Source organism: Rothia aerolata, from assembly GCF_014635585.1.
Classification (GTDB): domain Bacteria; phylum Actinomycetota; class Actinomycetes; order Actinomycetales; family Micrococcaceae; genus Rothia; species Rothia aerolata.
Genome location: NZ_BMDC01000003.1, coordinates 260,367 through 282,687 on the forward strand (window position 1 = coordinate 260,367; position 22,321 = coordinate 282,687).

The 22,321-nt window shown below is 59.5% G+C and carries 18 protein-coding genes, 1 tRNA gene and 1 other RNA gene; 11 read left to right on the forward strand and 9 right to left on the reverse strand.

Features of this window, described 5'->3' with window-relative positions; all coding sequences use genetic code 11:
• Positions 1-109: 109 nt before the first annotated feature.
• Positions 110-1,507 (forward strand): phospholipase D-like domain-containing protein, encoded by a 1,398-nt coding sequence (locus IEV00_RS09130; protein ID WP_188360051.1) that lies wholly within the window; start codon positions 110-112, stop codon positions 1,505-1,507.
• A gap of 68 nt (positions 1,508-1,575) precedes the next feature.
• On the opposite strand, the gene IEV00_RS09135 is transcribed toward IEV00_RS09130, so the two are convergent.
• The 5 genes from IEV00_RS09135 to ffs all read right to left on the reverse strand — a co-directional run bounded on the left by IEV00_RS09135 (position 1,576) and on the right by ffs (position 8,159).
• On the reverse strand, positions 1,576-2,874 hold the full coding sequence (locus IEV00_RS09135) for an aspartate kinase (protein WP_188360052.1): 1,299 nt from the start codon (positions 2,872-2,874) through the stop codon (positions 1,576-1,578).
• A 168-nt stretch (positions 2,875-3,042) separates the two neighbouring features.
• Positions 3,043-3,768, reverse strand: coding sequence for a DUF805 domain-containing protein (locus tag IEV00_RS09140; RefSeq protein WP_188360053.1), 726 nt, complete (start codon positions 3,766-3,768; stop codon positions 3,043-3,045).
• Positions 3,769-3,862: 94 nt separating this feature from the next.
• A complete protein-coding gene (gene recR / locus IEV00_RS09145) occupies positions 3,863-4,816 on the reverse strand; it encodes a recombination mediator RecR (RefSeq protein ID WP_188360054.1) in 954 nt (317 codons plus the stop codon).
• Positions 4,817-4,874: 58 nt separating this feature from the next.
• Positions 4,875-7,928, reverse strand: a complete 3,054-nt coding sequence (locus IEV00_RS09150) for a DNA polymerase III subunit gamma and tau (protein ID WP_188360055.1) — start codon at positions 7,926-7,928, stop codon at positions 4,875-4,877.
• A 134-nt stretch (positions 7,929-8,062) separates the two neighbouring features.
• Positions 8,063-8,159, reverse strand: an RNA gene (gene ffs / locus IEV00_RS09155) — signal recognition particle sRNA small type.
• Positions 8,160-8,392: 233 nt separating this feature from the next.
• On the opposite strand from ffs, the gene IEV00_RS09160 reads away from it, so the two are divergent.
• The 3 genes from IEV00_RS09160 (at position 8,393) to IEV00_RS09170 (ending at position 11,773) form a co-directional block, all read left to right on the forward strand.
• Positions 8,393-8,480: transfer RNA gene (locus IEV00_RS09160), tRNA-Ser, on the forward strand.
• A gap of 299 nt (positions 8,481-8,779) precedes the next feature.
• A complete protein-coding gene (locus tag IEV00_RS09165) occupies positions 8,780-10,342 on the forward strand; it encodes a DUF1800 family protein (RefSeq protein ID WP_188360056.1) in 1,563 nt (520 codons plus the stop codon).
• A gap of 33 nt (positions 10,343-10,375) precedes the next feature.
• Positions 10,376-11,773, forward strand: coding sequence for a DUF1501 domain-containing protein (locus tag IEV00_RS09170; RefSeq protein WP_188360057.1), 1,398 nt, complete (start codon positions 10,376-10,378; stop codon positions 11,771-11,773).
• A 26-nt stretch (positions 11,774-11,799) separates the two neighbouring features.
• On the opposite strand, the gene pnuC is transcribed toward IEV00_RS09170, so the two are convergent.
• From pnuC to IEV00_RS09185, 3 genes are all read right to left on the reverse strand, one after another.
• Positions 11,800-12,564: a nicotinamide riboside transporter PnuC gene (gene pnuC / locus IEV00_RS09175; protein ID WP_188360058.1), complete on the reverse strand. Its 765-nt coding sequence runs from the start codon at positions 12,562-12,564 to the stop codon at positions 11,800-11,802.
• Between the two features lie 27 nt (positions 12,565-12,591).
• Positions 12,592-13,695 (reverse strand): AAA family ATPase, encoded by a 1,104-nt coding sequence (locus tag IEV00_RS09180; protein WP_188360059.1) that lies wholly within the window; start codon positions 13,693-13,695, stop codon positions 12,592-12,594.
• Between the two features lie 126 nt (positions 13,696-13,821).
• Entirely contained in the window at positions 13,822-14,493 is a 672-nt protein-coding gene (locus IEV00_RS09185) for a TetR/AcrR family transcriptional regulator (protein WP_188360060.1), read from the reverse strand.
• A gap of 299 nt (positions 14,494-14,792) precedes the next feature.
• Here IEV00_RS09185 and IEV00_RS09190 point away from each other — a divergent pair, with 299 nt between their 5' ends.
• The 7 genes from IEV00_RS09190 to IEV00_RS09220 all read left to right on the forward strand — a co-directional run bounded on the left by IEV00_RS09190 (position 14,793) and on the right by IEV00_RS09220 (position 21,659).
• Positions 14,793-15,506, forward strand: coding sequence for a queuosine precursor transporter (locus tag IEV00_RS09190; protein WP_188360061.1), 714 nt, complete (start codon positions 14,793-14,795; stop codon positions 15,504-15,506).
• An 86-nt stretch (positions 15,507-15,592) separates the two neighbouring features.
• Positions 15,593-17,038, forward strand: coding sequence for an amino acid permease (locus IEV00_RS09195; RefSeq protein WP_188360062.1), 1,446 nt, complete (start codon positions 15,593-15,595; stop codon positions 17,036-17,038).
• 18 nt (positions 17,039-17,056) lie between these two features.
• Positions 17,057-18,493, forward strand: coding sequence for an amino acid permease (locus tag IEV00_RS09200; protein ID WP_229723162.1), 1,437 nt, complete (start codon positions 17,057-17,059; stop codon positions 18,491-18,493).
• A gap of 183 nt (positions 18,494-18,676) precedes the next feature.
• Positions 18,677-19,669 (forward strand): CobW C-terminal domain-containing protein, encoded by a 993-nt coding sequence (locus IEV00_RS09205; RefSeq protein ID WP_188360063.1) that lies wholly within the window; start codon positions 18,677-18,679, stop codon positions 19,667-19,669.
• Positions 19,670-19,699: 30 nt separating this feature from the next.
• The gene (ykgO, locus tag IEV00_RS09210; protein ID WP_188360064.1) at positions 19,700-19,822 is read left to right on the forward strand and encodes a type B 50S ribosomal protein L36; all 123 of its coding nucleotides are present in this window, start codon (positions 19,700-19,702) and stop codon (positions 19,820-19,822) included.
• Positions 19,823-20,069: 247 nt separating this feature from the next.
• Entirely contained in the window at positions 20,070-20,543 is a 474-nt protein-coding gene (locus IEV00_RS09215; protein ID WP_188360065.1) for an acyl-CoA thioesterase, read from the forward strand.
• Between the two features lie 30 nt (positions 20,544-20,573).
• Positions 20,574-21,659, forward strand: a complete 1,086-nt coding sequence (locus IEV00_RS09220; RefSeq protein ID WP_188360066.1) for an FUSC family protein — start codon at positions 20,574-20,576, stop codon at positions 21,657-21,659.
• Between the two features lie 7 nt (positions 21,660-21,666).
• Here IEV00_RS09220 and IEV00_RS09225 read toward each other — a convergent pair whose 3' ends face one another.
• Positions 21,667-22,245, reverse strand: coding sequence for a TetR/AcrR family transcriptional regulator (locus IEV00_RS09225; protein WP_188360067.1), 579 nt, complete (start codon positions 22,243-22,245; stop codon positions 21,667-21,669).
• Positions 22,246-22,321 lie beyond the last annotated feature (76 nt).

Below are 22,321 nucleotides of genomic sequence, written 5' to 3' on the forward strand. Positions count from 1 at the left end.
CCCACGAAACTTCTCCCTGGGGTTAGTGCCGTTTCCCTGGCGAAAATCGGCAGGGAAACGGCACTAACCCCAGGGAAAACCGGGCGGGTTTTCTGCCATCATGGTTTTTATGTTTGCTCTATCACCCATCTTGCCCGCCGGCCTGTCTTTCTCGGGTCCCTTTCGCCGTACCCGGGTACAGCTGCTAACCGACCTCACCTACCTCAGCGAAGGCAGCACGGTCACCGAGCAGAGCATCTTTGAGGCAATCTTTGAGGTGATCGAGGGTGCGCAGGCCTACCTTGTGCTTGATCTTTTTCTCTTCAACGGCGACTATCCTGCCGGCCGCGACTACCCGCAGCTCTCAAAGTCGGTGGTTGATACGCTGATAGCTCGCAAGCGCAGAAGCCCCGAGCTACCCATTCTCGTGATCACAGACCCCATTAACACCTTCTACGGTGCCTCAGTGCGGAGCCACTTTGCCCGGCTTGAAAAGGCAGGAATCGAGCTCGTTTTTACCGACCTCGACCGTTTGCCCGACTCCAACCCCGGCTATTCTTTTCTCTACCGGCGCCTGGCAGGCAGAAGCTCCGCGCTGAGCCGGTTCACCCTGCCCAACGTTCTGGCTCCCGGCAAAGAGCGCATGGGGCTTGACTCCTACGCCCGCCTGTTCAACTTCAAGGCCAACCACCGCAAGGTAGTGCTCAGCGAGCGCGAGGCGGTGGTTTCATCGGCTAATCCCCACGATGCTTCTGCGCCCAACGCCAATTTTGGTTTTCGCGTGGACGGCGCCGTGCTGGCCGACCTGCTCGCGAGCGAGAGAGCGGTCTACGAGTTCTCTGCGCCCGGAGGCACTTTCTTTACCGCCCTTTTGCCCGAGGACGGCGCTGTGGCAGGTACAGTGCCCGAGGTGGCGGCAGCGCCCGGAGCAGGGAACGGCGAAGGGCACCTGGCAGAGGTTTCCCTGCGCACCGAGGGCGGAATTAAAGAGGCTGTCCTGGAACTTCTTGCTCGCGCCCGCCCCGGCGACCTGCTGGTAATGGGCATGTTCTACCTGGCAGAGCAAGAGCTTCTGGCAACCCTGAAAGAAACCGCCAACCGCGGTGTTACGGTGCAGGTTATCCTCGATAAAAACAAGGATGCCTTTGGTCGCTCTAAAACCGGCCTGCCCAACCTGCCGGTGGCGTTTGAGCTGGCAGTGGCCAAGATTGAGGTGCGCTGGGCAGCAACCCACGGCGAGCAGTACCACCCCAAGTTCCTGGGCCTGATTGCAGAAAACCAGACCCAGATTCTGGCTGGATCGGGCAACTTTACCCGCCGCAACATCTCAAATTTCAACCTAGAAACCAGCCTGCTGGTGCGCTCAGAATCCCCCGAACTACAGCGGGAATTCCTGGACTACTGGCAGCGCCAGTGGAACAACCAAGATGCCCTCTTCACCGAGCCACTCAGCGCCTACAAGAAGCCCAAGCCCTGGGACTCTACCCTCTACAGGTTCCAAGAAAAAACAGGGCTGGGAACCTTCTAAAAGCGAAAGCGCGAGCACCCCAGCAGCGGGGTACTCGCGCTTTCGCTGTCAGCCGAGCCAGCGGCGTCCTAGCGGCCGGTGCCGCCGTAGACGGTGGCCTCGCCCTCGGTATCCAGCTCGAAGGCGGTGTGAACGGCGCGCACGGCTTCGTCGAGCTTCTCAAGCTCGGTGATGACCGAGATGCGGATTTCAGAGGTGGAGATCATCTGAATGTTCACGCCCGCATTAGAAAGTGCCTCAAAGAACTTGAAGGAAACCCCGGGGTTGGCCTTCATACCCGCGCCCACCAGGGAGAGCTTACCGATTTCCTCGGTGTACTTGATCTCTTCAAAGCCCAGCTTCTCCTTAGCCAGCGAGAGGGTAGCAACTGCCTTATCGCCCTGATCCTGGGGGAGGGTGAAGCTGATGTCGGTCACGTTGGGGCGGTCGGTTGAGATGTTCTGAACAATCATGTCCAGGTTAATGTTTGCCTCGTTCAAGAGGCCGAAAACCTGCGCTGCGGAGCCGGGAACGTCGGGCACACCAACAACGGTCACCTTTGCCTGGCTGCGGTCGTGGGCAACACCTGAGATGAGCGGCTGTTCCAAGGGAATCTCCTTCAAATTATTGGGCTTGAAATCCTCGGTGTTCTCCGGGATCACTACTGTTCCTTCAAGCTGTGAGAATGACGAGCGTACGTGCAGCTTCAGGTTGAACCTACGGGCATATTCTACGGAACGCAGGTGCAGAATCTTAGAGCCGTTAGCCGCCATTTCCAGCATCTCTTCGCTGGTAATGGTATCGAGCTTGTGGGCGCTGGGCACCACGCGGGGGTCGGCGGTAAAGACGCCGTCAACGTCTGAGTAAATCTCGCAGACGTCGGCATCCAGGGCAGCAGCCAGCGCCACGGCAGTGGTGTCTGAACCGCCACGGCCCAGGGTCGTAATATCGCCGGTCTGGCGGTTCATACCTTGGAAACCTGCAACAATCGCCACGTCTCCCTCTTCGAGGGCACGGCGAATTCGGCCGGGGTTTACCTCCACCAGGCGGGCAGAGCCGTGAATACCGTCTGTAATCATGCCAGCCTGAGAACCGGTAAAGGACTTAGCGGTTACACCCTCTTCAGCGTTTACGGCCATAGCCAGCACGGCCATAGAAATGCGCTCGCCGGCGGTCAGCAGCATATCCAGTTCGCGCGATGCGCCGGAATTCGGGGTCACTTCAGCAGCGAGGTCTAGCAGATCGTCGGTGGTGTCACCCATAGCGGAAACCACCACCACGACATCGTTGCCTGCCCTGCGAGTGTCCGCAACGCGGCGAGCAACGCGCTTAATGCCCTCGGCATCAGCAACGGAAGACCCACCGAACTTTTGGACAATCAGGCTCATTGAATTACTCCAGTCAAACGTTGTTGGCACCGGGCATGGGTTTTCCCGGCAATTTTTATAGTAGGGGCTGGGGCAAAGCGGGCGTTAAATTGTTTCACAAAGTGATAATGCTACGAGTATTACGACTTTATGACGGCGCGGGTGCGGCGTGGTGGTGAGCGGCGGTCTTTAGCGGGTGCGGTCGAAGCGCACGCCCTTGGCACGGGGCTTCCTCAGGTAAAGGAAGGGTGCTAGGCAGAGAACCTCGGCGGGCAAGAACCACCAACCGCGCAGGTTCGAATCATGCAGGCGGAGCACGCTCAGGGCAGTGTAGGGGAGGGCGGTTGCCGCCGCAACGCCAAGAGTCAACGGTGAAGGCTTGGACTTGGGTGCATTCGCACGCACCTTCTCGAATGCCTTACGGTAGGCAGCCAACTTGTCAGCACGAGAATCTGCCATAGCTAAATCACGGGTGAGCTCCTGACGAGCCTCGTCTTTCTGCTCTGCTTCGCCGCGCCACACCGACATGTGGGTGGCACCGCCACCCTTGGTGTTGTTCGAGTAATCCATCGCTATGCAGGTAGCGCCCGTGCCCAGAACGAAGGCGGCGTACCACCAGTACTCGCTGCGGGACGCGCGACCGGAGAACCGGAAGGTCTTGCCATAGGCACGGCAGACGGAACGCACCGGGCCAGCACCGTAGAAGGGCAGATCGGCAGGCTTGCTCTGCACAGCCTGGGGCAGGGCGGCACTCAGCAGGGGCAGGGACGAAGTGGGCTTGTTCGAGGCAACCTTTTTCACAGCCTGGCGACCCAGCTTGGTTTTGAGTACCATGCTGGCAACCTTAATCGGGGTACCTGCCGGGGTGTATTTGAGGGCTGCAAAGGCCAGCTTTTTCTTTGAGATGAGAGCCATGATTCTCCTTTGAATCGGTCGGTAGACGGGGTGTGCTCACCCCATTATCCCATAAAGACAGCAGACTTACTTCTTTGGCTCGCCCGGAGAAACCCTAGGTCCAGGGATTGACGTAGGTGGCACCGGGAATCGGCGGCACCTTGGGGGTGGGGGTGCGCAGCGGGGTTTTCTTCAGCTCTTCTAAGCGTTCTTCGTAGGACGCACGGCGCTTAGCCCGTTCTTCTTCCGAGGTGGAAACCTCCTGCTCCTCCAGGGTCTGCTCTAACAGCTCCTCGTTGAGGGAGCCCTGCTCGCCCGACTCTTCCTGCGCACCATCAATGTCATCGAACATTGAGCCTGACCAGCGTTTAGTGGGAGCAGGCTCCGGTGCAGACTCGGCGCGCTCGGCGGCCTCCTCTTCCATCGCCTCTTCAAAGTCGGCGGCGGCGTCCTTAGCTTCTGCCCGCATGCCCTCCGAAATCACCCGGCGTCCCTCGAGAGCGCGGCCCAGGGTAATTTCGTCGGCGTACTCGAGATCACCGCCCACCGGCAGGCCAGAGGCCAGACGGGAAACCCGAATGCCCAGCGGCACCAGCAGACGCGAGAGGTAGGTGGCGGTGGCCTCACCCTCAAGGTTGGGGTCCATAGCCAGGATAATCTCTTGAATGCGCTCGTCAGAGAGACGCGCCACTAATTCGCGAATACGCAGCTGGTCGGGCCCTAAACCTGCCATGGGGTTAATGGCACCGCCCAGCACATGGTAGCGGCCGGTGAAGGAGCGGGTGCGCTCCACCGCCACGACGTCCTTGGGCTCCTCCACCACGCAAATCGCCGAGGGGTCTCGGCGCTCATCACGGCAGATGGCGCAGAGCTTGGTTTCGGAGACATTGCCGCAGACCTCGCAGAAGCTCACGGTCTTTTTGACGGTAGAGATTGCGGTGGTGAGCTTCTCCATCTCGGCGGAGTCGGCGTTGAGAATGTAAAACGCAATGCGCTGGGCCGACTTGGGGCCCACGCCGGGCAGGCGACCGAGCTCATCAATGAGGTTCTGTACCGCTGCGTCGTACATTCTGACTCCTTAGGTGCTGTGGTTAGTTGCTGGTGTTCTCCGGCGATAATCGAGCACCTTACTGGCTGTGGGGGATTTCCTCAATCACCACGCCGCCGAGAATCTTCTCGACGGCCCGCTGACCAACGAGTATGGACGATTCCAGGGCCTCGTCCTCGTCTGAGACCGTGAGGTTCTCAGGCTCGCTGCTGCCGCCCTGCGAGCGGCTGCGGGCGGCCGCCTCCTGCTCGCTGGCGCGCTGACCCGCCTGTAGCTGCTCGGCGTAGCGCTCCCTGAAGGACGGCGCGTGCCCGCTACTCTGCGGAGCTTCGGTTGAAACTGAGGTGGGGGCTGCTCCAGCCGCCGCCTGCGAGTCAGCTGTCTCAGGAGCGGGATTATCGGTAAAGGTATGGCTGGGGTCAACCTTGCGGTCGCTATAGCCGTTGCCTCCACCCCAGTCTGAGTTACTGGCCCAGTACTTGAGGCTCTCCGAGGGCTCCTGGGCGGGGGCACCGGGCACAGCTTCGCCGTTTTCCCGAGCCGCCCGCTGCTGGGCGCGGATATGCTCAAAACGATCCCGGCCGGTCAGCTTCTGCGGATCCCTGTTGGCAGGGGACTCCTGTTGGGACTCCTGCTGGGGCTGGTTGGAGCGCTGGCCCTGCTCTGCCTGGCGGGACGGCTCAGGGTCAGCTGCCGCGCTGATGTCAGGCTTGCGCCAGCGCCCCGACGACGGATGGTTTTCCCGCGCCTGCTCCAGCGGATCCTTATGCTCGGGGGCTTCGCCCTGAATTACCCGTAGCTGAGGGCCGGTTTCTGGAGAGGGCTCCTGGTCGGGTTCATTGGCCCAGTCGTCCACGGGCTCGTTATCGAAACGACCGGTTGAAGCTCCCCAGGCGCTGTCGGCGGACTGGGAATCCTGGCTCTGCTGAGAGTCCCAGTTCTGGGCGCCCTGGTTCTGCGCAACGAAATTCTGCATGGCAGAGTTCTGGGCACCCCAGGCCGGTGCTTCGTTATTCTGCACAGCCCTATCTTCCGGCACACTCTGAGATTCAGCGGGCTGGGTAGAGCCTTGCTCAGGCTCAGCTTCGGGCTGGGTCTGCTCTGAGTTTTCGTTCTTGGAGCTCTCCTGCTCGGTGGGAATCGAGGCTACGTCCCAGCTGGTCACGGGATTATCCCAGTCTTCGGTGCTCCACTGGGGAGCCTCGGTGGTGCGGGGCTGGCCGTGGGTGCGCCAGGCATCCTCGCCCCCGCGGGGACCTTCGGCAATTGGCGCCTGCTGCACAGCCTGGTTCTGCTGGTCAGCCTGATTCTCGGTCATGCCCTGATTGTGAGCTTGGCTCTGCTGCGCCAGCGGCGGCGAGGCGGGGTTCTGCGAGTTGCCTTGCGAACCACCTGTGCCCTGACCGGTGGGCGCCGGGGTAGCCTGGTCTGCTCCCCTGGGAGCCTGGGGCTGCTTGGCCACCTCAGCATGAATGTCTACCCGCAGCTGCAATACCTCAAAGAGGGCAGTTTTCAGCTGGGGAATGTATTCCTTGACCCTGCGCAGGGTGTTAATATCGGCGCGGATGTAGAGCGCTCCGTTTTCAAACTTCGATGGTTCGCAGTTGCCAAACCAGTTGCGGGCGGTGGGCGACTGCACGTGACCCAGAATCTCCTGCCAGGAGTTGGCCACCATCATCACGGTGTTTTGCCCGTGCGCCGGTTGCTGCTGCGGAGCTTGGCTCTGCTGCTGTGCAGCTTGGGCTGGCGCCTGCTCGGGAGCCGGCGCAACCGGTTCGGGCGCAGGACGTCGCAGACCCGCTAACGGCGCGGACTGTAGCTTTTCGGGCTGGCGGGGCTGATTTTCCCCGCTGTTGGACTGACCGGCAGGATTCTCTGAGACCGCCTGCTCCGGGGTAGAAGCTGCTGGGGCAGGCTGAGTCGCCCCGCGGCGTCGTCCTGAAGAATCGCCAGCGGGAGCCGCGACCTCGCCCGAGGCCAGACGGCGTTCCAGCCGGTCCATGCGTGCACCCAGACCTGCAGAGGACTTGTCGGCGGCGGGCAGCAAAATTCGGGCGCAGAGTAGTTCCAGGTGCAGCTGCGGGGAGGTTGCGCCAGACATTTCGTTCAGCGCCTCGTTGGTAACGTCTGCGGCGCGCGAGAGCTCGGCACCGCCAAAACCCGCCGCCTGCTGTTTGAGGCGGTCGAGCTGGTCAGTGCTCATTCCGCGCAGAATAGACTGGGCAGAATCGAGCACCGCGCGCACAATAATAAGGTCGCGGAAGCGCTCCAGCAGGTCTTCAACAAAGCGGCGGGGATCCTGGCCGGTCTGAATCACGCGGTCAACGGAGGCAAACACCTCGGCGGAGTCACCACCGGCAAAGGCGGTAACTACCTCATCGAGCAGCTCACCGTGGGTGAAGCCCAGCAGGGCCACCGCGAGGTCATAGGTAATGCCCGACTCACCAGAGCCAGCCATGAGCTGATCCAGAATAGACAGCGAATCGCGCACCGAACCGCCACCCGCCCGTACCACCAGCGGCAGCACGCCGGGCTCGACCTGCACATTTTCCTCGTCGCAGAGACCTTGCAGATAATTCTGCAGAGTCTCAGGAGGAACCAGCCGGAAGGGGTAGTGGTGGGTGCGGGACCGAATAGTGCCCAGCACCTTGTTAGGTTCGGTGGTGGCAAAAATAAACTTGATGTGCTCCGGCGGCTCCTCCACGATCTTCAGAAGGGCATTGAAGCCCTCGCGGGTGACCATGTGAGCCTCATCGATGATGAAAATCTTAAAGCGATCCCGCACCGGGGCGAAGGTAGCGCGCTCGCGCAAATCGCGGGCGTGGTCAACACCGCCGTGAGAGGCGGCGTCCATCTCAATAACGTCGAGCGAACCGCCACCGTCGCGGGAAAGTTCCCGGCAGGAATCGCACTGGCCGCAGGGGGTAGGCGTGGGGCCCTGGGCACAGTTGAGGCAGCGGGCTAGAATGCGAGCACTGGTGGTCTTGCCACAGCCGCGGGGGCCGGAAAAGAGGTAGGCATGATTCACTCGGTCATGAGCCAGCGCGGTAATCAGCGGCTCGGTTACGTGCTCCTGGCCGATAACATCAGCAAACGTCTCCGGTCGATAACGACGATAAAGTGCAGTACTCACAGCTCAACCCTATACGTTCGTGGGGCGGATACAAATCTGTGAAATCAGTCTACTGACCCCCACTGACAAAATAAGCCAATTTTTCTAGGGGCTGGAAAAACAGGGCTGGAAAATTTGGGGTCTGGAGCCTTAAAAGAAAAGACCCCCTACGCACCCGTCAGAGCCCAGATACCCTTGCTGCCTTCCGGCCCTGGGGGAGTTCTCCAAGATAACGCCACGTAAGGGGCACATACGAGTGTACTAGGTTGGGCGACTTTTGTGAAATCGCTGAGGTGGGTCGGGTGAGCAGGCTATTTGGGAGCTGAATCTCTACCGGTTCACCAGGACTTTCTTATGCTTTCGCTACGGTGTGATGCAGCTATCTCTAGTTTTTGGGGTCTGGAATTGCGTGGTGGGAAAATCTTGGGTAAGCTCGTATCTGTTCGCTTTCGTGAAGCTGTGATTTTACAGCTAAGCAACAGCCTGGAGGATTCGCCTAGCGGCCTATGGCGCACGCCTGGAACGCGTGTTGGGTTCACGCCCTCGGGGGTTCAAATCCCCCATCCTCCGCCAGAGAAAAAGCCCCGGTTTCGAAAGAAGCCGGGGCTTTTTGCGTGCCCGGCGTTTTTGAGGTGCGGGCGTACTTTTAACCCAAAAGTTGCAGTTTTGGTTCTTAAAACCTCTGAATAAGAACCAAAACTGCAACTTTTGGGTTATGGGGCAGCTGTCCCCACAATCGCCAGTTCTGTCGCCATTGTTGTAGAGTCTTCCCTAGTCAGAGTCAAAGTGTTGTAGGTTTGATAACTGATCATCTCGCCCTGCATAGAGGTAAGAAGACCTTACTCCCTACTGCAAAGGCAACGCACACCACCATGGATTTCGTTTCTGCCTACCTCGCCGGTGAAAAGCTGAGCACCAGCGAGGCATGGTTTTATGCCCGAAAAGTAAACGTTGCAGCAACCCAGGACTGGGCTGATTATATTCAGAAGCGCGGCGTGAACAATTGGTTAGAAGAACAGCTAAACCCCGAGCGTATTCAAGAAGATCCCCAGTATGAGAAGGAACGCAAGGCGATCTTCCCCTCCACCTTCATCGACCCGCCGGGCAACATCACCCGCGACTTCAACTTCTGGAATACCTACCAGCCTAAAAATAAAAACCACCCCTATGACGTGAGCGTCTATGTGATCCAGTCTGCTCTTCACCGTATGTGGCGATCCAAGAAGCAGTTGCAGGCAACCATGGCGCTTTTCTGGGCAGACATGCTGGCAACCAACATCAAAAAGTCACCCGAGGGCTACCACGACTACGTGGCCCTGCTCTTTAACGGCGCCCTGGGCAAGTACCGGGACATGCTCTATAACATCACCACCTGCCAGACCATGTCTTACTTCCTCGACAACAACACCAACACCCGCTATGCCCTTAACGAAAACATGGGCCGGGAGCTCATGGAGTTGCACAGCTGGGGCGAGCAGAAGGGCTACAGCCAGGCAGATGTGGTGGCTGTGGCAAAGCTGCTCACCGGCGTTCGCGGCCACACTCAGCAGGAGTTCACCGAGGCCCGCCCTGATTTGCACGAGTTTGGCCCCATGACGGTTGCCGGTAAGACCTTTCAGAACAGCGGCTCCACCCCCGACGATGTTTATAAGACCGTGCGCGAGCTCACCGACTATCTTGCACGCGACCGCTATACCGGCCTGCGTATTGCCCGCCGTCTGATTCAGTTCTTCGTGGGTCAGGACGACCCTTATGAGTCCCTGGCGCAGCGGCTGGCAACCACCTACGTCAGCAACGACACTGATATTCGCCCGGTGCTGCGCGAGCTGCTGACCTCCGCCGAATTTAGGGCTTCTGGCGGTAAAACTATCCGCCGCCCCTGGACTGTGCTCTGCTCGCTAATGGCCAGTGGAAACCTCCAGCTGAATAAGGCGAGCAACAACCTCTCAAATACCGATACTATGCACAAGCCGCTCTACAAGATGTTTGTCACCCTCAAATACAGCACCGGGGGAGTGCCCTTCGACGCTCCCGCCACCAACGGCTACTCGCTCGATGCCGCCGACTGGATTAACTCTGTCACCTACGCGGGTCTGTCAAAGTTCAACCGCTACACCAACTACGTGAGTAAGTGGGACGGCGGCTCGGCAGATTCTCTGGCGCGCTGGGCTAGCCCGATTGACTGGGCGGGCAGAACCGGGGTCAAGATTGGTTCCACCAAGATGATGGACGCCGCCAAGATGGTATTCCGTTACCTGACCGGCTTTGAACTCACTAATACCGAGGTAGTCAATGCCATCGCAAGCTACGCTACCGCCCACACCGAGCAGGCGGCGCTGAGCGGTGCGCCCAGCGGCGGCGTCGTCGCTAATAAAGACCAGCTGAACCGCATGGTCGAGGCGACCCTCACCGCGCCCCACTTCTTAATCAGCTAACTCCGCGAACCACAGGCTAAGGAAATTTGAGAGATGAAACCTCTGGATACTTTTTATTTGAAGGACGACGCGCTGCACCAGGTGCACCACCACTCCGGCGATGACCGCCGCAATTTTCTGGTGGATACCGAAACCGGCGAAACGATTAGGTCAGTAGAGCAGGCAAACAGTATTGCCCTAGAGCGCATGAATCACCGCAGCGGGGTGGGCTCGCTGAGCCGCCGCACCCTGCTGGCAGGCGGCGCGGGCGTGCTGTCGCTTTCGACCCTGATGATGACCGAATCCCTGGCCCCGCGCTATGCCTACGGCGCTGAACCGCTGGGTGACGGAACGGTGTTCGTGATGATTTACCTGCGCGGCGGGGCAGACGGTCTTTCGCTGGTGACTCCCTATAACGACTCCTACTACAAGTCCCAGCGCAAGACCACCCGCAAGTCGCTGAGTATGCAGGGTGCCTACAAGCTCGATAACACCTTTATGCTGGCTCCCGAGATGGCGGGGCTGAAGAAGGCGTGGATTGCCGGTGACCTTTCCATCGTGCACTCGGTGGGTATTGATGAGAACACCCGCTCCCACTTTTCAAACTACGAGCGGGTAGACCGCTCAGCGCCGGTGCAGTACAAAACTGGGTGGCTGGCTCGTCTGCTGGATCTTACCCCCGATAATCGGTCGCAGTTCCGAGCCTTCTCCCATGCTTCCCGCATGGCGGGTGCCTTCTACGGGTCTGACCAGGATATTCTGGCGGTCAACGGCTTTGCCGACTTCAGGGTGAATTCCAACGCCACCGATAAAGAGACTATTACCGGGGCCGCCCGCCGCATCGCCAACTCGGTGGGAGGAATCCTGGGCCAGACCGCCTCGCAGACCCTCAATGCTATGGCTGATATTCAGGGCCTGGTCAGCGCCGGTTACACCCCCGCCAACGGTGCCAACTACGGCTCCTCAGAGCTGGGGCAGTCCATGAAAGACATTGCCCAGATTATTAAGGCGGAACGAGGCGTGCAGGTGGTCACCGTAGACCACGGGGATTGGGACACCCACCGCGAACAGAAGAGCCGACTCGGTACCTTGGCCAAGGAGCTCGGCGATGCTCTGGGCGCTTTCTATCAGGACATGGGCGCGGTGCGAATGCAGAAAATCGTGGTGATGACCGTCTCCGAGTTCGGCCGCACCACCGTTGAGAACGCTTCGCTGGGCACCGACCACGGCGCTGGCAACTTCTCCTTTATTCTCTCGGGCAAGGCAACCGGTAAAATCGCCGGCGGCTCCTGGGCGGGACTGAAGAACGCCCAGGACAAGGACAACGCCATTCAGACCGACTACCGCTCGCTGGCGGCTGAGGTAATGAAGAAGGGGCTGGGTGTGGACGATACTCGCATTCGGCAGGTCTTCCCCGAATTCACGCCGAAACCGGTGGGAGTACTCGCCTAGGCGGCGTCCTCACCCCTGAGTCCTAGCTAGGCGCTGACCGGCTTCGAGAGCTTCGACCAGTTGTACCAGCCGTAGACTGAGTTGAAGATGAAGGCGATGTACATGACCACAATGTCCAGAGAGCCGGGCTCGGAGCTGGTCAGCCACAGCACAATCTGCGCTAGGTTCAGGGTAATCCACAGCAGCCACTGCTCGCGGAAGCGGTAGACCATCAGAATCTGAGCAATTACCGCGATAACGGTGGTAAAGGAGTCGATAAAGGGCTGGTTGGAGTTGAGTTCCTGTAGAAGGAGGCCGTAAAGCCAGGTGCCGGCGGCAAGAATAGCGAGAATGGCCAGCCAGCCGACAATGCCGATTCTTCGGGTGAGGACGTCGCGGGGTTCGGTTTTCGTCGCTGAGTCGGCAGCGGCGCTTGAGGACGCCGCCGGGGTGAGGTTCTTGCGCCAGGTGTAGAGGCCCCAGAACTGGGTGAGCACGTAGAAGACCGAAATCATGACCTCGCCGTAGAAGACCGCCTGTAGCGAGAGCCAGAAATAGAGCACGTTCTGGATAACGCCGAAGAAGTAGTTGGAGATACGCCCCTTGCCCACCAGGGCCACACAGATGGTACCGGAAATAGCGATGATGGAGCCGACGATTCCTGTCGGATAGGCAATCGCAAAGACCACCTGCAAGAGAATCAGCGCGGGGTAGAAGATTTTTTCAAAGCGGGTGTAACCCAGAAAAAGATCTGCGTAGACAGCCCGCCAGAAACTTTGGGGAGCGGTGGCTGGGCCGGAAGTGACGGTCACGAAACTTTCTCCTTAGAAAGCGGGTATTTAGGGTTTGATGAGGGCCTGAAGAGCAGATTTGGCCTGCTCGTAGCGGTCGTAGTAGCCGGTTCCGCTGAGCATCACCAGCCGGTCGCTCAGACCGGCCGCTTCTACCTCCGCCAGCATCAGGCGGGAAATCTTGGTCAGGTAGGAGTCATCGTTGTGGGTCTCCGAGCGAAAACCGTCGCGCACATAGTCGCCCGCAGAGACCGGGGGAACAAAGAGAATCAAATCCCAACGTGCCTTGGCAATGAGCGAATCGGCCATGGGTTTAAGCGTCTCCCAGTCTTCGGGAGTCAGAGCTGAAGCGGAATCTTCGGCAGAGAGCTGGGCATAGCACTTGGTGACCATGGCATCGGTATCCATGAGTGCCAGCCCCCGGTTGCCGGGGCTTTCAATGGCGTTGCGGTTGACCTGGAACTGGCCGGTCAGCACATTCTGATAGTCCAGCAGGTCGTAGTCTTCATCTCGGATATTCGCCTCAAGCTGGTAGTGGCGGGCGTATTCAAAAGAGTAGGGAGCGGCAAAGAGCTTACCCAGGTCTTCAACCAGGGTGGTTTTGCCGCCGGAGGCAGCGCCCATAACCAGAACATTCTTGGTAAAGAAGCGGCGAAAGGTCGGGGCGATATAGTCCCAATAGCGCAGCGGATTCTGCCTGAGGTGGCTGGCAGAAACCCCAATGAGTGAATGGTCCAGCTGGCTGACCCGCTCGCCCAGCTTGGAATAGACTAAATCGGCGTACTCTGCCCGGGAACAGTACCAGTTTCTCTGGGGCGAACCCGCGGTGTTAGCTGCCCAGAGCTTCTCCACTTCAACCAGCCAGGAATCCCAGGTGCCCTCAGAAAGCCCCTCGGTGCGGTTGGGTAAAAAGGTCACGACCACCAGGGGATCATTCTTAAAAAATTCTGAAACGTAGCGGTAGCGCTTAATAAAGGGCATACCCGCCTGCTCGCCGCGGTCGCCAGCGTAACCGGAGAGAACCACCAGGGTGCCGCCGTCATTCTCTTTCTTGGCCCGCAGGATCTCATCAATATGCCCGCGGTGCAGGGGAGAGAAAGAACCAAAGACCAGCCCCACGCTGGAACCGGTCAGTTGTTTCTTGTACAGCACGGAAGCTCCTAGAGAAAAGGTCAAACTGTCTATAACTCTGTAGAAGAGGTTACAGCTATTCTCTCAGAAGCGGGGGTATGGGGATTTTATTACTTTTATTGCGCCCCAGGGCAACTGGCTAGGACACTAGGAGACAGCGCTGAGCTGAACCGTCTCGGAGGAGCCATCGAGACGAACCGGGTTACCCGCCTCATCAAAACGGGCACCCAGACCCATCTGAATGAAGCGGATGGTTGCCTCAATGTGGCGGTCGCGCGCCCGAGCATCAGCGGCGTCGTCCGTGCGGTTAGCACTGGCAGAGAGTGAGCCGTGAATCAGCTGGGCTACCTCGCGAATATCGTTTTCGAGAATATAGCCCTGGGCCATGGCCTCACCCACAATGCGGGAGAGAACAATCTGTAGCTCAGCAACGTGCTTGCCCAGCTTGGTGTACGACTCGGGGGAGAGTACCGAGCGCATAGCGGGGCCGGGAGGCATGTGGTGCAGGGAAAGCCGCTCAATCTCTAAGCGGATATACACCGCCAGCTTATCGATGGGGTTGGTGATTCCCTCAAGTTCCTGGTTGAGGTCGGTGAGGAACTTGTCGGTCTCATCCATAGCGTAGGCAACCAGAAGTTCACCCATGTCAGCAAAATAGTTATAGACAGCGGTGCGACCAATACCGGCGTTCTTAGCAACGTCTGTCATGGTCAAGCCGGGCAGGCCCTGGTGGTAGAGCAGGCGACCGAAAGAATCAAGAATAGCGCGCTTGGTGTTCTCGCGCTGGGCTGCGTTAGAGGCTGCTGAAATTCGAGGCATAATGACACTTTATACCAATCCGTCACCAATTAGTGACACTTTGTGGGCATCTGTCAGCTACCTCTCAGGTTTCAACTCTCGGCGACTCAACCCGCCCCAAGGTGATACACTGTTGCCCGCCTGGGTGGCAGACGGGCAAAAACAAACACCTAAGAGTCATATTTAAAAGGTAGGGTATCCAGCCCGAGCGCGCTGGCCAACCTCCCTTAAACGCCAGCCCCGATGCCAGTTGGCCAGCGCGCTCGGGCTGTCTTGAGGGACCTTTTGAATAAGTCTCCCTACCTTTTAAGGGAAGAACTATGTCTTCACACGCCCCCAATCACCGCGCAACCGACGGGCAGCAGGCTCAGCCGACCTACGCTCGTCCTGCGCGAACCTACTACGACCTACTCCTCGGCGCCACCGCTGTGCTACTGATTCTCTCCAACATCGGAGCCACCAAGGGCGTGGAATTCGGGCCGATCATTGCCGACGGCGGCTTCTTCCTCTTTCCCCTCGCCTACGTTATCGGCGATATTATGAGCGAGATTTATGGCTTCGCCCGCGCTCGCAAGGCAATTGTTTTCTCCTTCGCCACCGCCCTCTTCGCCTCCCTGTGCTTCTGGATCATGATTAAGCTGCCCGCCGCCAGCTTCTACGAGGGTCAGGCAAACTTCGAGGCGGTACTCTCTCCGGTGCCGCTAATCGTGGCGGGCTCCCTGCTGGGCTTCTTGACCGGCCAGCTGCTCAACGCCTGGGTAATGGTGGCCATGAAAAATAAGACCTCCGGCAAGTTCCTGGTGGGCCGGCTAGTGGGCTCCACCGTGGTGGGGGAGCTGGCAGACACCCTTATTTTCTGCGCTATCGCCGCACCGATTCTGGGAATTGAAACCCTGGGCCAGTTCCTCAACTACGCCCTGGTGGGTTACTTCTACAAGGTGGTGGTTGAGGTGGTTCTCATGCCGCTGACCGTGCCGCTGATTGGCTGGTTCAAGCGCAATGAGCCAACTTATCGACAAGATTCGTGTGTTTAAGGATTAAATTCCGCATTATTATTGCGAACCGGGTAGCATAAGCACAGCACAGTTCATCCTTTTAAGCTGAAAATAGGTTCGCACACATGACCTCTCAGACTCTGCAGAAGAACTCCGGAGAGCTAGACCGCTCCCTGGGCCACGGTCAGATGACCATGATTGCCCTGGGCCTGGCGGTGGGCACCGGCCTCTTCCTGGGTTCCGGCGGCGCTATCGCGATTGCCGGCCCCGCCGTGATTGTTTCCTACGCCATTGGCTCCCTGATTGCCGCTATCATCGGTGCCTGCGCCGGTGAAATGGCGGTTCGCTACCCGGTGCGCGGCGGCTTCGGCACCATCGCCGCTAAATTCCTAGGACCCTACGCCGGCTACCTCACCCGCTGGGCCTACGTTGCCACTATGGTGCCCCTGGCCGGTGCAGAGCTCGTGGCGGTGGGCCAGTACATGATGTACTGGTACTCTGAGATTCCGCTCTGGGCCTGGGTTGCTGTTTTTGCCCTGGTGATTGTGGGGCTGAACGCTACCACCGTGAAGAACTTCGGCACCCTCGAATTCTTCCTCTCCTCGATCAAGGTCATCGCCGTGATCGTCTTTATTCTCTTCGGTCTGGTTCTGGTCTTCTTCGGCCTGCCCGATGCGCCTGCCTCTGGCCTGGGCAACCTGACCAATGACGGCGGCTTCATGCCTAACGGCCTCGGTTCAGTCTTTCTCGCCCTGGCTGTGGTGATGTTTAGCTTCGGCGGTATTGAGATGATCTCCATTTCGGCAGCAGAAGCCAAAGATCCGGTGCGCTCGGTGTGCTCTGCCGCCAAGGCAATGATGTGGCGCCTGGCCTTCTTCTATGTGCTCTCCCTCTTTATCATTGTTGCCCTCATTCCCTGGGCAGATGCAGCCAAACTCCAGGGTGAAATTGAAACCTCACCCTTCGTGATGGTCTTCTCGCAGATGCACATTCCCTACATCGCCGGTATCACCAACTTCGTGGTTCTCATCGCCGCCCTCTCCGGTGCCAATGCTGCTCTCTACGGCTCCACCCGTCAGCTGCACGCCCTGGCCCACGACCGCATGGCACCGGCTGCCCTGGCCCGCACCACCGCCCGCGGCGTACCTGCCATGGCACTTGCTTTCTCAACGCTGGGAGCCGTTGCCGCCGTCGTCCTCGCGATCACCGGCGTGGGTGGAATCTTCACCAAGATGATGGCGCTGGTAACCTTCTGCGTGGTGGTCACCTGGTTCATGATTATGTTCAGCTACCTCAGCTTCAAGCGCAGGGAGGGCAACGCCTCGCCCTTCCGCGTGTGGGGTGGCTCGGCAACCGCAGGCGTGGCGATTCTCGGTCTGATTATCACCCTGGTCTCCCTCTTCTTGGTGGGGGATATGGCAACCTCTGCCACCATCGGCCTGCTCTTCTTCGCTATTATTTCCGTTGTCTACTTTGTTGCTGTGCGCAAGGTGCAAACCGCTGATAACTCCGCCTTTGACGAGGTACGCAGTGTCACCGAGCAGCAGCCCCTAGACGCCGAGCAGCGATAACCACAAGCGAGGATAACCGTGGCAAGTTCTATTACTTCACGCCAACAGGATAGCGAGCACACCCTCAAGCGCTCGCTCTCCCACGGCCAAATGACCATGATCGTGCTGGGCTCAGCGCTGGGCACCGGCCTGTTTTTGGGTTCCGGCGGTGCCATCGCGATGGCCGGGCCCGCCGTCATTCTCTCCTACGCGATTGGCTCCCTGCTCGCCGCCGTTATTGGCGGTGCCGCCGGTGAAATGGCGGTGCACACCCCGGTGCGCGGCGGCTTTGGCTCCATTGCAGCCAAGTACCTGGGCCCCTACGCCGGCTACCTGACCCGCTGGGGCTACTGGACCTGCACCATGGTGATTACCGGTATTGAGCTGGTGGCGGTGGCCACCTATCTGAAGTTCTGGTGGCCGCAGCTTCCTCTCTGGGCGGGCATTGCGGTTTTTGGTGCGCTGATTATCGTGCTCAACATCGGCAGCGTGCGCTTCTTTGGTAGCGCTGAATTTATCTTCTCCTCCATCAAGGTCATCGCTCTGATTGCCTTTATTGTGGTGGGCCTGTGCCTGGTCTTCTTCGGCCTGCCCGGCCATGAGGCCTCGGGGGTTTCTAACCTGACCAATGACGGCGGGTTTATGCCGGGCGGCTTCACCTCCGTGTGGCTCTCGCTGGCGGTGGTGATGTTTAGCTTCGGCGGTATTGAGATGATTTCCATTTCGGCAGCAGAGGCGAAAGATCCCGCCCGCTCGGTGCGCTCGTCTGCCAAGGCGATGATGTGGCGCCTGGCGACCTTCTACGTGCTGGCCATGTTCGTGGTGGTTGCGGTGATTCCCTGGCAGCAGGCCGCCCAGCTGGACGGCTCGGTGCAGACCTCGCCCTTTGTGCTGGTTTTCTCGCAGCTGGGTATTCCGGCGATTGCCACCATCACCAACCTGGTGGTGCTGATTGCAGCTCTCTCGGCGGCGAACGCCAACCTCTATGCCGGTACCCGCCTGCTGCACTCGCTGGCGCACGACTCCATGGCTCCCTCGGCCCTGGCGAAGGTGACCTCTGCCGGTGCCCCCGCCCGCGCCATGTGGGCATCGGCCCTGGGTGTTCTGCTGGCTATCTGCCTGGCGGTATTTGCCCCCGAGTCTGCCTTCGGCACCATGATGGCGCTGGTGATGGTCTCGGCCCTGCTGGTCTGGATTCTGATTCTCATGACCTACCTCGCCTTCAAGCGGGTGGAGGGCAATTCTTCTGCCTTCCGGGTACTGGGCGGTCGGGTGACCGGCGGCCTGGGTATTCTGCTGCTGCTGGCGATTACCGTGGCGCTCTTTGTGAACGAGGGTAGCTCCACTCCCGCTATCGTGGGTGCGGTCTACTATATGGTGCTCACGATGGTCTACTTCGCCGCGGTGCGTAAGGTTCATACTCCGGACGACGCCGCGTTCGCCGAGGCGCGGGCGGCAAGTTCGGGTGAGCTGTAGAAATTTTTTCTGAGAATGGTTTGCAATTGAGAATCGTTTTCATTTAGACTGGATGTATCGAGCGCATGTTCTTCTCATGCATTCAATGTCTGTGTGTTGAAAAATCCCCCGGTGGTGCCACCGGGGGATTTTTGTATTTACCCTAACTTTACATGAGAATCATTATCATATACTCTTTGGGTTATGCCGATTTCTGTCATTTCCTCCCTGAGTTTTTGGGCCCGTAATGCCGCCATCGAGCAATTCCTCAGCGCTCGATCAGAGGTGGGGGAGCAGCCCCTCCTGCTCACGATTGACCTTCTCGATTCTCAAGAAGACGGGGAACTCTCCCTGAGAATCACCCGGCAAGCCCCGGCTAGCACCGCCTCCTCCACGATCTCCTGGGAGGGGAACTGCGCTTCCTACGCCACGCTTGCCCTGCTGAGCGACTATTTTGACCACAGCTTGGAGGAGAGGGAAATCATTGTGGTTCTCCCCGTTGGGGTCTCCCTGAAAACCTGTATCTCCGCCGCCGAACAGGCACAGGTGCCGGTTAAAAACGCCCTGCTTGCCCTTGACCCCAGCACCCTAGAAGATGACCTCTGGGACTCGGGCATGATGTCCTCACGGGTCAGCTCGGGCGGCTGCGACGACGAGCGAACCCCCGGCGAGTTCCTCGTGGGAGAAGTGGGCTGGGCAGACACCGCCGTGCTGGCAGAAATACCCCTGACCCACTCCACCGCCGCCGAACGCGAACGAGCCGAAGAGCTGCTTGAGCACATCGGCCCCCACCTTGCCCTCCTGCGAGGGGAAGCAACCAGCTGCGGTTGCTTCGAGCGCCAGCTTGCCTTTCAGCGGAGCCAGGCCGGCTACCTGCCCACAGAACCCCTGGCTGACGGCAAGAACTTCCGCACCGTCGTCCTCACCAGCCAGAAGCCCATCAGCCAGGAGAAACTCGCCGAGGCCTTACCCCGCATGGTAGAGGGTGCCTGCCGGGTGCGCGGAACCGTGCAGCTTGAGGAATTTCCCGGCGAAGAGATAGCGGTGGAGGGAATCGGCCCCGCCGTCTGGCTCGCCAGCCAGGGCGAAACCAAGCGGCCCCTGACCACCACCATTGCCATTACCGGCGATGACCTCGACCCCCAAGAACTCCAGGAGCTCTTCGACTCCTGCCAAACCACCGACCAACCTGCTTAGCCTTGCAGGAAACCTAGGAAAGGAAACACCATGAAGGTACGCAAGTCCCTCCGCTCGCTCAAGAACCAGCCCGGTTCGCAGATTGTGCGCCGCCGCGGCAAGGTTTTTGTTATCAACAAGAAGAACCCCAGGCTGAAGGCCCGCCAGGGCTAGGAGGCCACCGCGTTGGGGTGAAAAGCCCAGCCAGAGGGAAACCCAGCCTGCGGAAAGCCTCTAGCGCCTGATTCCCTCAAGACCCCTGCAAGCCCCTAGAGGGCTTGGAGGGGTCTTTCAGTCCATACGGCGCGTCGCGGCTTCCCTCCGGCTGGGCTCTCGCTGCTGAAAGCCCGCCCTCAGCTGTGACCAAGCCGAAAAGCCCCGCGGGGGTTCACCCCGCCCCTGCCGGAGTAAAATCGCTTCTATGGACGCGCGCGCAGACACCAAGGTTTTTACAGTCGATATTCCCCTGCGATGGGGCGATATGGACGCCTACGGGCACATCAACAACGTCACCATGATGCGCATACTCGAAGAGGCGCGTATCGCGGTGCTGGGCCCGCCGCCGTCCTCGGGGGAGCCGACCGAAAACTCACCCCGCGCCCTGCTACCGATTTTCGAGACCTTCCCCAGCGGCGTCCAGGCACTGGTGGCGGAGAACCACCTCAAGTACCGGGCGCCCCTGCCCTATCGGGGCCAGCCCGCCCGCATCAAGGTCTACCTGGCCAAGGCTACGGCGGCCTCGCTGACCATCGCCTACGACGTCTACGATGCCGAGACTGGCCAGCACTGCGTGAGCGCCTCGACGGTGCTTGCTTTCTTTATGCCAGAAGCCGGTTCCATCGTGCGCCTGAGCAAAGACCAGCGCCAGATGATCTCTGAGTTCATCGCCGACTAGTCACCCCGTCCAGCAAAGTTCAGCCCCACCATGAGAAGGAGTTTTGTGGGTATTCGCCAGCAGTCGTACCAGCAGATGTTCACCTTTGCCCCCAGCCAGAAAGACCACGTGGCTGCCACCCGAATTATGATTTCGGTGGCTGTACCCCTGGGCATTCTGGTGCTTTTGGGCAGGGAAGATCTCACTATTTTCGCGGCTTTCGGCACTTTCACCTCTATCTATGCCCGCCTGGAGAAGCCGCAGATGCGCTTTAGGCACCAGAGTCAGGCGGGGCTGATTCTTAGCTTTGCCACCGGAGTGGGTCTGCTGCTGGGCAATTTCGGGGCCAACCCCTGGGTGCTGATTCTTACCTGCTCCCTGGTGGGGGCTATCGGTTCTATGCTGGCAATCCGCTGGAGCCTGCGCCCGGCCGGCGGAATCTTCTTTATCTTTGCCACCGGCGCTATCGGCTCTATTCCCCCGAACGGGATTCCGTTCCAGTCCCTGCTGCTGACGGTTCTTGCCGCCGGTTTCTCAGTGCTGATGGGCTTTGTCTTTGGCTGGTTCGGTGAGGGCACCCGGGGCATTATCTTCAGTGAACCACCCAACCACGGGCTCACCAACCGGCAGGTTCTCGAACGCGGACTCTACTTCTTTCTCACCACCCTGGCGGCCGGTGTGATCGGTGAGCTCTCCGGTCTTTCGCACAGCTACTGGGCGCAGGTTGCCGCAGCGGCTGTCTTGCTGGGAGCCAACACCGTTGCCCGGGTGGTGCGCGGCATTAACCGCGTTCTAGGAACCTTCGGCGGCATTCTGATCACCGCCTTCTTCATCTCTTTGCAGCCCGATACCTGGCACGTGCTGGTGCTGGTGGTGCTCTCACAGTTTCTGGGGGAGATGTTTGTGCTACGCAACTACGGCTTCGCCATGCTCTTCATTACCCCGCTTGCCATGTTCATGATCTACCTGGCCAACCCCTTTACCAACTACGAGCTCTTGACCGCCCGCCTGCTTGAAACCGCTATCGGTTCAGCGGTGGGTATGCTGGGAGTTATCATCACTCCGGCCCAGGAGCTGGTGAACAAAGATACAGTGGCGGTACCGGTACTTCGCGTTGCCCGCACCCTCAAGAAGTAGGGCCGGGTTAGTCCTCTAACTGCTCGCACAGGCTCAGTGCCGCATCGAGGTTGGCGACCGCCAGCGAGGGGCTGGTGCGCGCCAGCGCCAGGGCTGAGACGTTCAGGGCAACCAGCGCCTGTGCCCTCGCCCGGGCCTGCTCTTCGGAAAGTTTCGACGATGCCGCGCGCACTCCCGCGGTGAAGGCCTCAAGCAGTTCATCGTAGTAGCCTGTAATGACGTCGGCGACCACCGGGTCTGCGCCAATCGGCGTGTTAGCCGCGGCAATGAGCAGGCAGCCGGGGTGAACTTTTTCTGTCAGGACGCCGCCGCGCACCTTCTTAAAGTAGCGGGCGAGAGTGTCGGGGGCGGCGTCCGCATCTTTCATCTGAGCCAGCAGCGGCCGCACCCTGTCATTGAGGTAGCTCTGCACGGCTTCGTCGAACAGACCCTTCTTAGAGCCAAAAGCGTGGTAGAGGCTGGAGCGTTTAAGCCCGGTTGCCCGTTCGAGGTCGGGCACGGCCGTGGCGTCATAACCCTGCGCCCAAAAGAGGTCACGGGCGCGCTCAACGGTGGCTTGCCGGTCAAAGGTGGCTGTTCTGCCCATGTGCTTTACCCCATAGCTTTCGTGCTTTTTTGTAACAGTTGTTCTAGTATATATTAGAACGACCGTTCCAAAAACC

Bases quoted from the DNA above. Each gene is read 5' to 3' on its own strand.
- recR (WP_188360054.1), bottom strand. From the start codon at position 4,816: ATGTACGACGCAGCGGTACAGAACCTCATTGATGAGCTCGGTCGCCTG.
- ykgO (WP_188360064.1), top strand. From the start codon at position 19,700: ATGAAGGTACGCAAGTCCCTCCGCTCGCTCAAGAACCAGCCCGGTTCG.
- IEV00_RS09140 (WP_188360053.1), bottom strand. From the start codon at position 3,768: ATGGCTCTCATCTCAAAGAAAAAGCTGGCCTTTGCAGCCCTCAAATAC.
- IEV00_RS09190 (WP_188360061.1), top strand. From the start codon at position 14,793: ATGTCTTCACACGCCCCCAATCACCGCGCAACCGACGGGCAGCAGGCT.
- IEV00_RS09165 (WP_188360056.1), top strand. From the start codon at position 8,780: ATGGATTTCGTTTCTGCCTACCTCGCCGGTGAAAAGCTGAGCACCAGC.
- IEV00_RS09195 (WP_188360062.1), top strand. From the start codon at position 15,593: ATGACCTCTCAGACTCTGCAGAAGAACTCCGGAGAGCTAGACCGCTCC.
- IEV00_RS09130 (WP_188360051.1), top strand. From the start codon at position 110: ATGTTTGCTCTATCACCCATCTTGCCCGCCGGCCTGTCTTTCTCGGGT.
- IEV00_RS09220 (WP_188360066.1), top strand. From the start codon at position 20,574: ATGAGAAGGAGTTTTGTGGGTATTCGCCAGCAGTCGTACCAGCAGATG.
- IEV00_RS09205 (WP_188360063.1), top strand. From the start codon at position 18,677: ATGCCGATTTCTGTCATTTCCTCCCTGAGTTTTTGGGCCCGTAATGCC.
- IEV00_RS09225 (WP_188360067.1), bottom strand. From the start codon at position 22,245: ATGGGCAGAACAGCCACCTTTGACCGGCAAGCCACCGTTGAGCGCGCC.
- IEV00_RS09185 (WP_188360060.1), bottom strand. From the start codon at position 14,493: ATGCCTCGAATTTCAGCAGCCTCTAACGCAGCCCAGCGCGAGAACACC.
- IEV00_RS09215 (WP_188360065.1), top strand. From the start codon at position 20,070: ATGGACGCGCGCGCAGACACCAAGGTTTTTACAGTCGATATTCCCCTG.
- IEV00_RS09170 (WP_188360057.1), top strand. From the start codon at position 10,376: ATGAAACCTCTGGATACTTTTTATTTGAAGGACGACGCGCTGCACCAG.
- IEV00_RS09135 (WP_188360052.1), bottom strand. From the start codon at position 2,874: ATGAGCCTGATTGTCCAAAAGTTCGGTGGGTCTTCCGTTGCTGATGCC.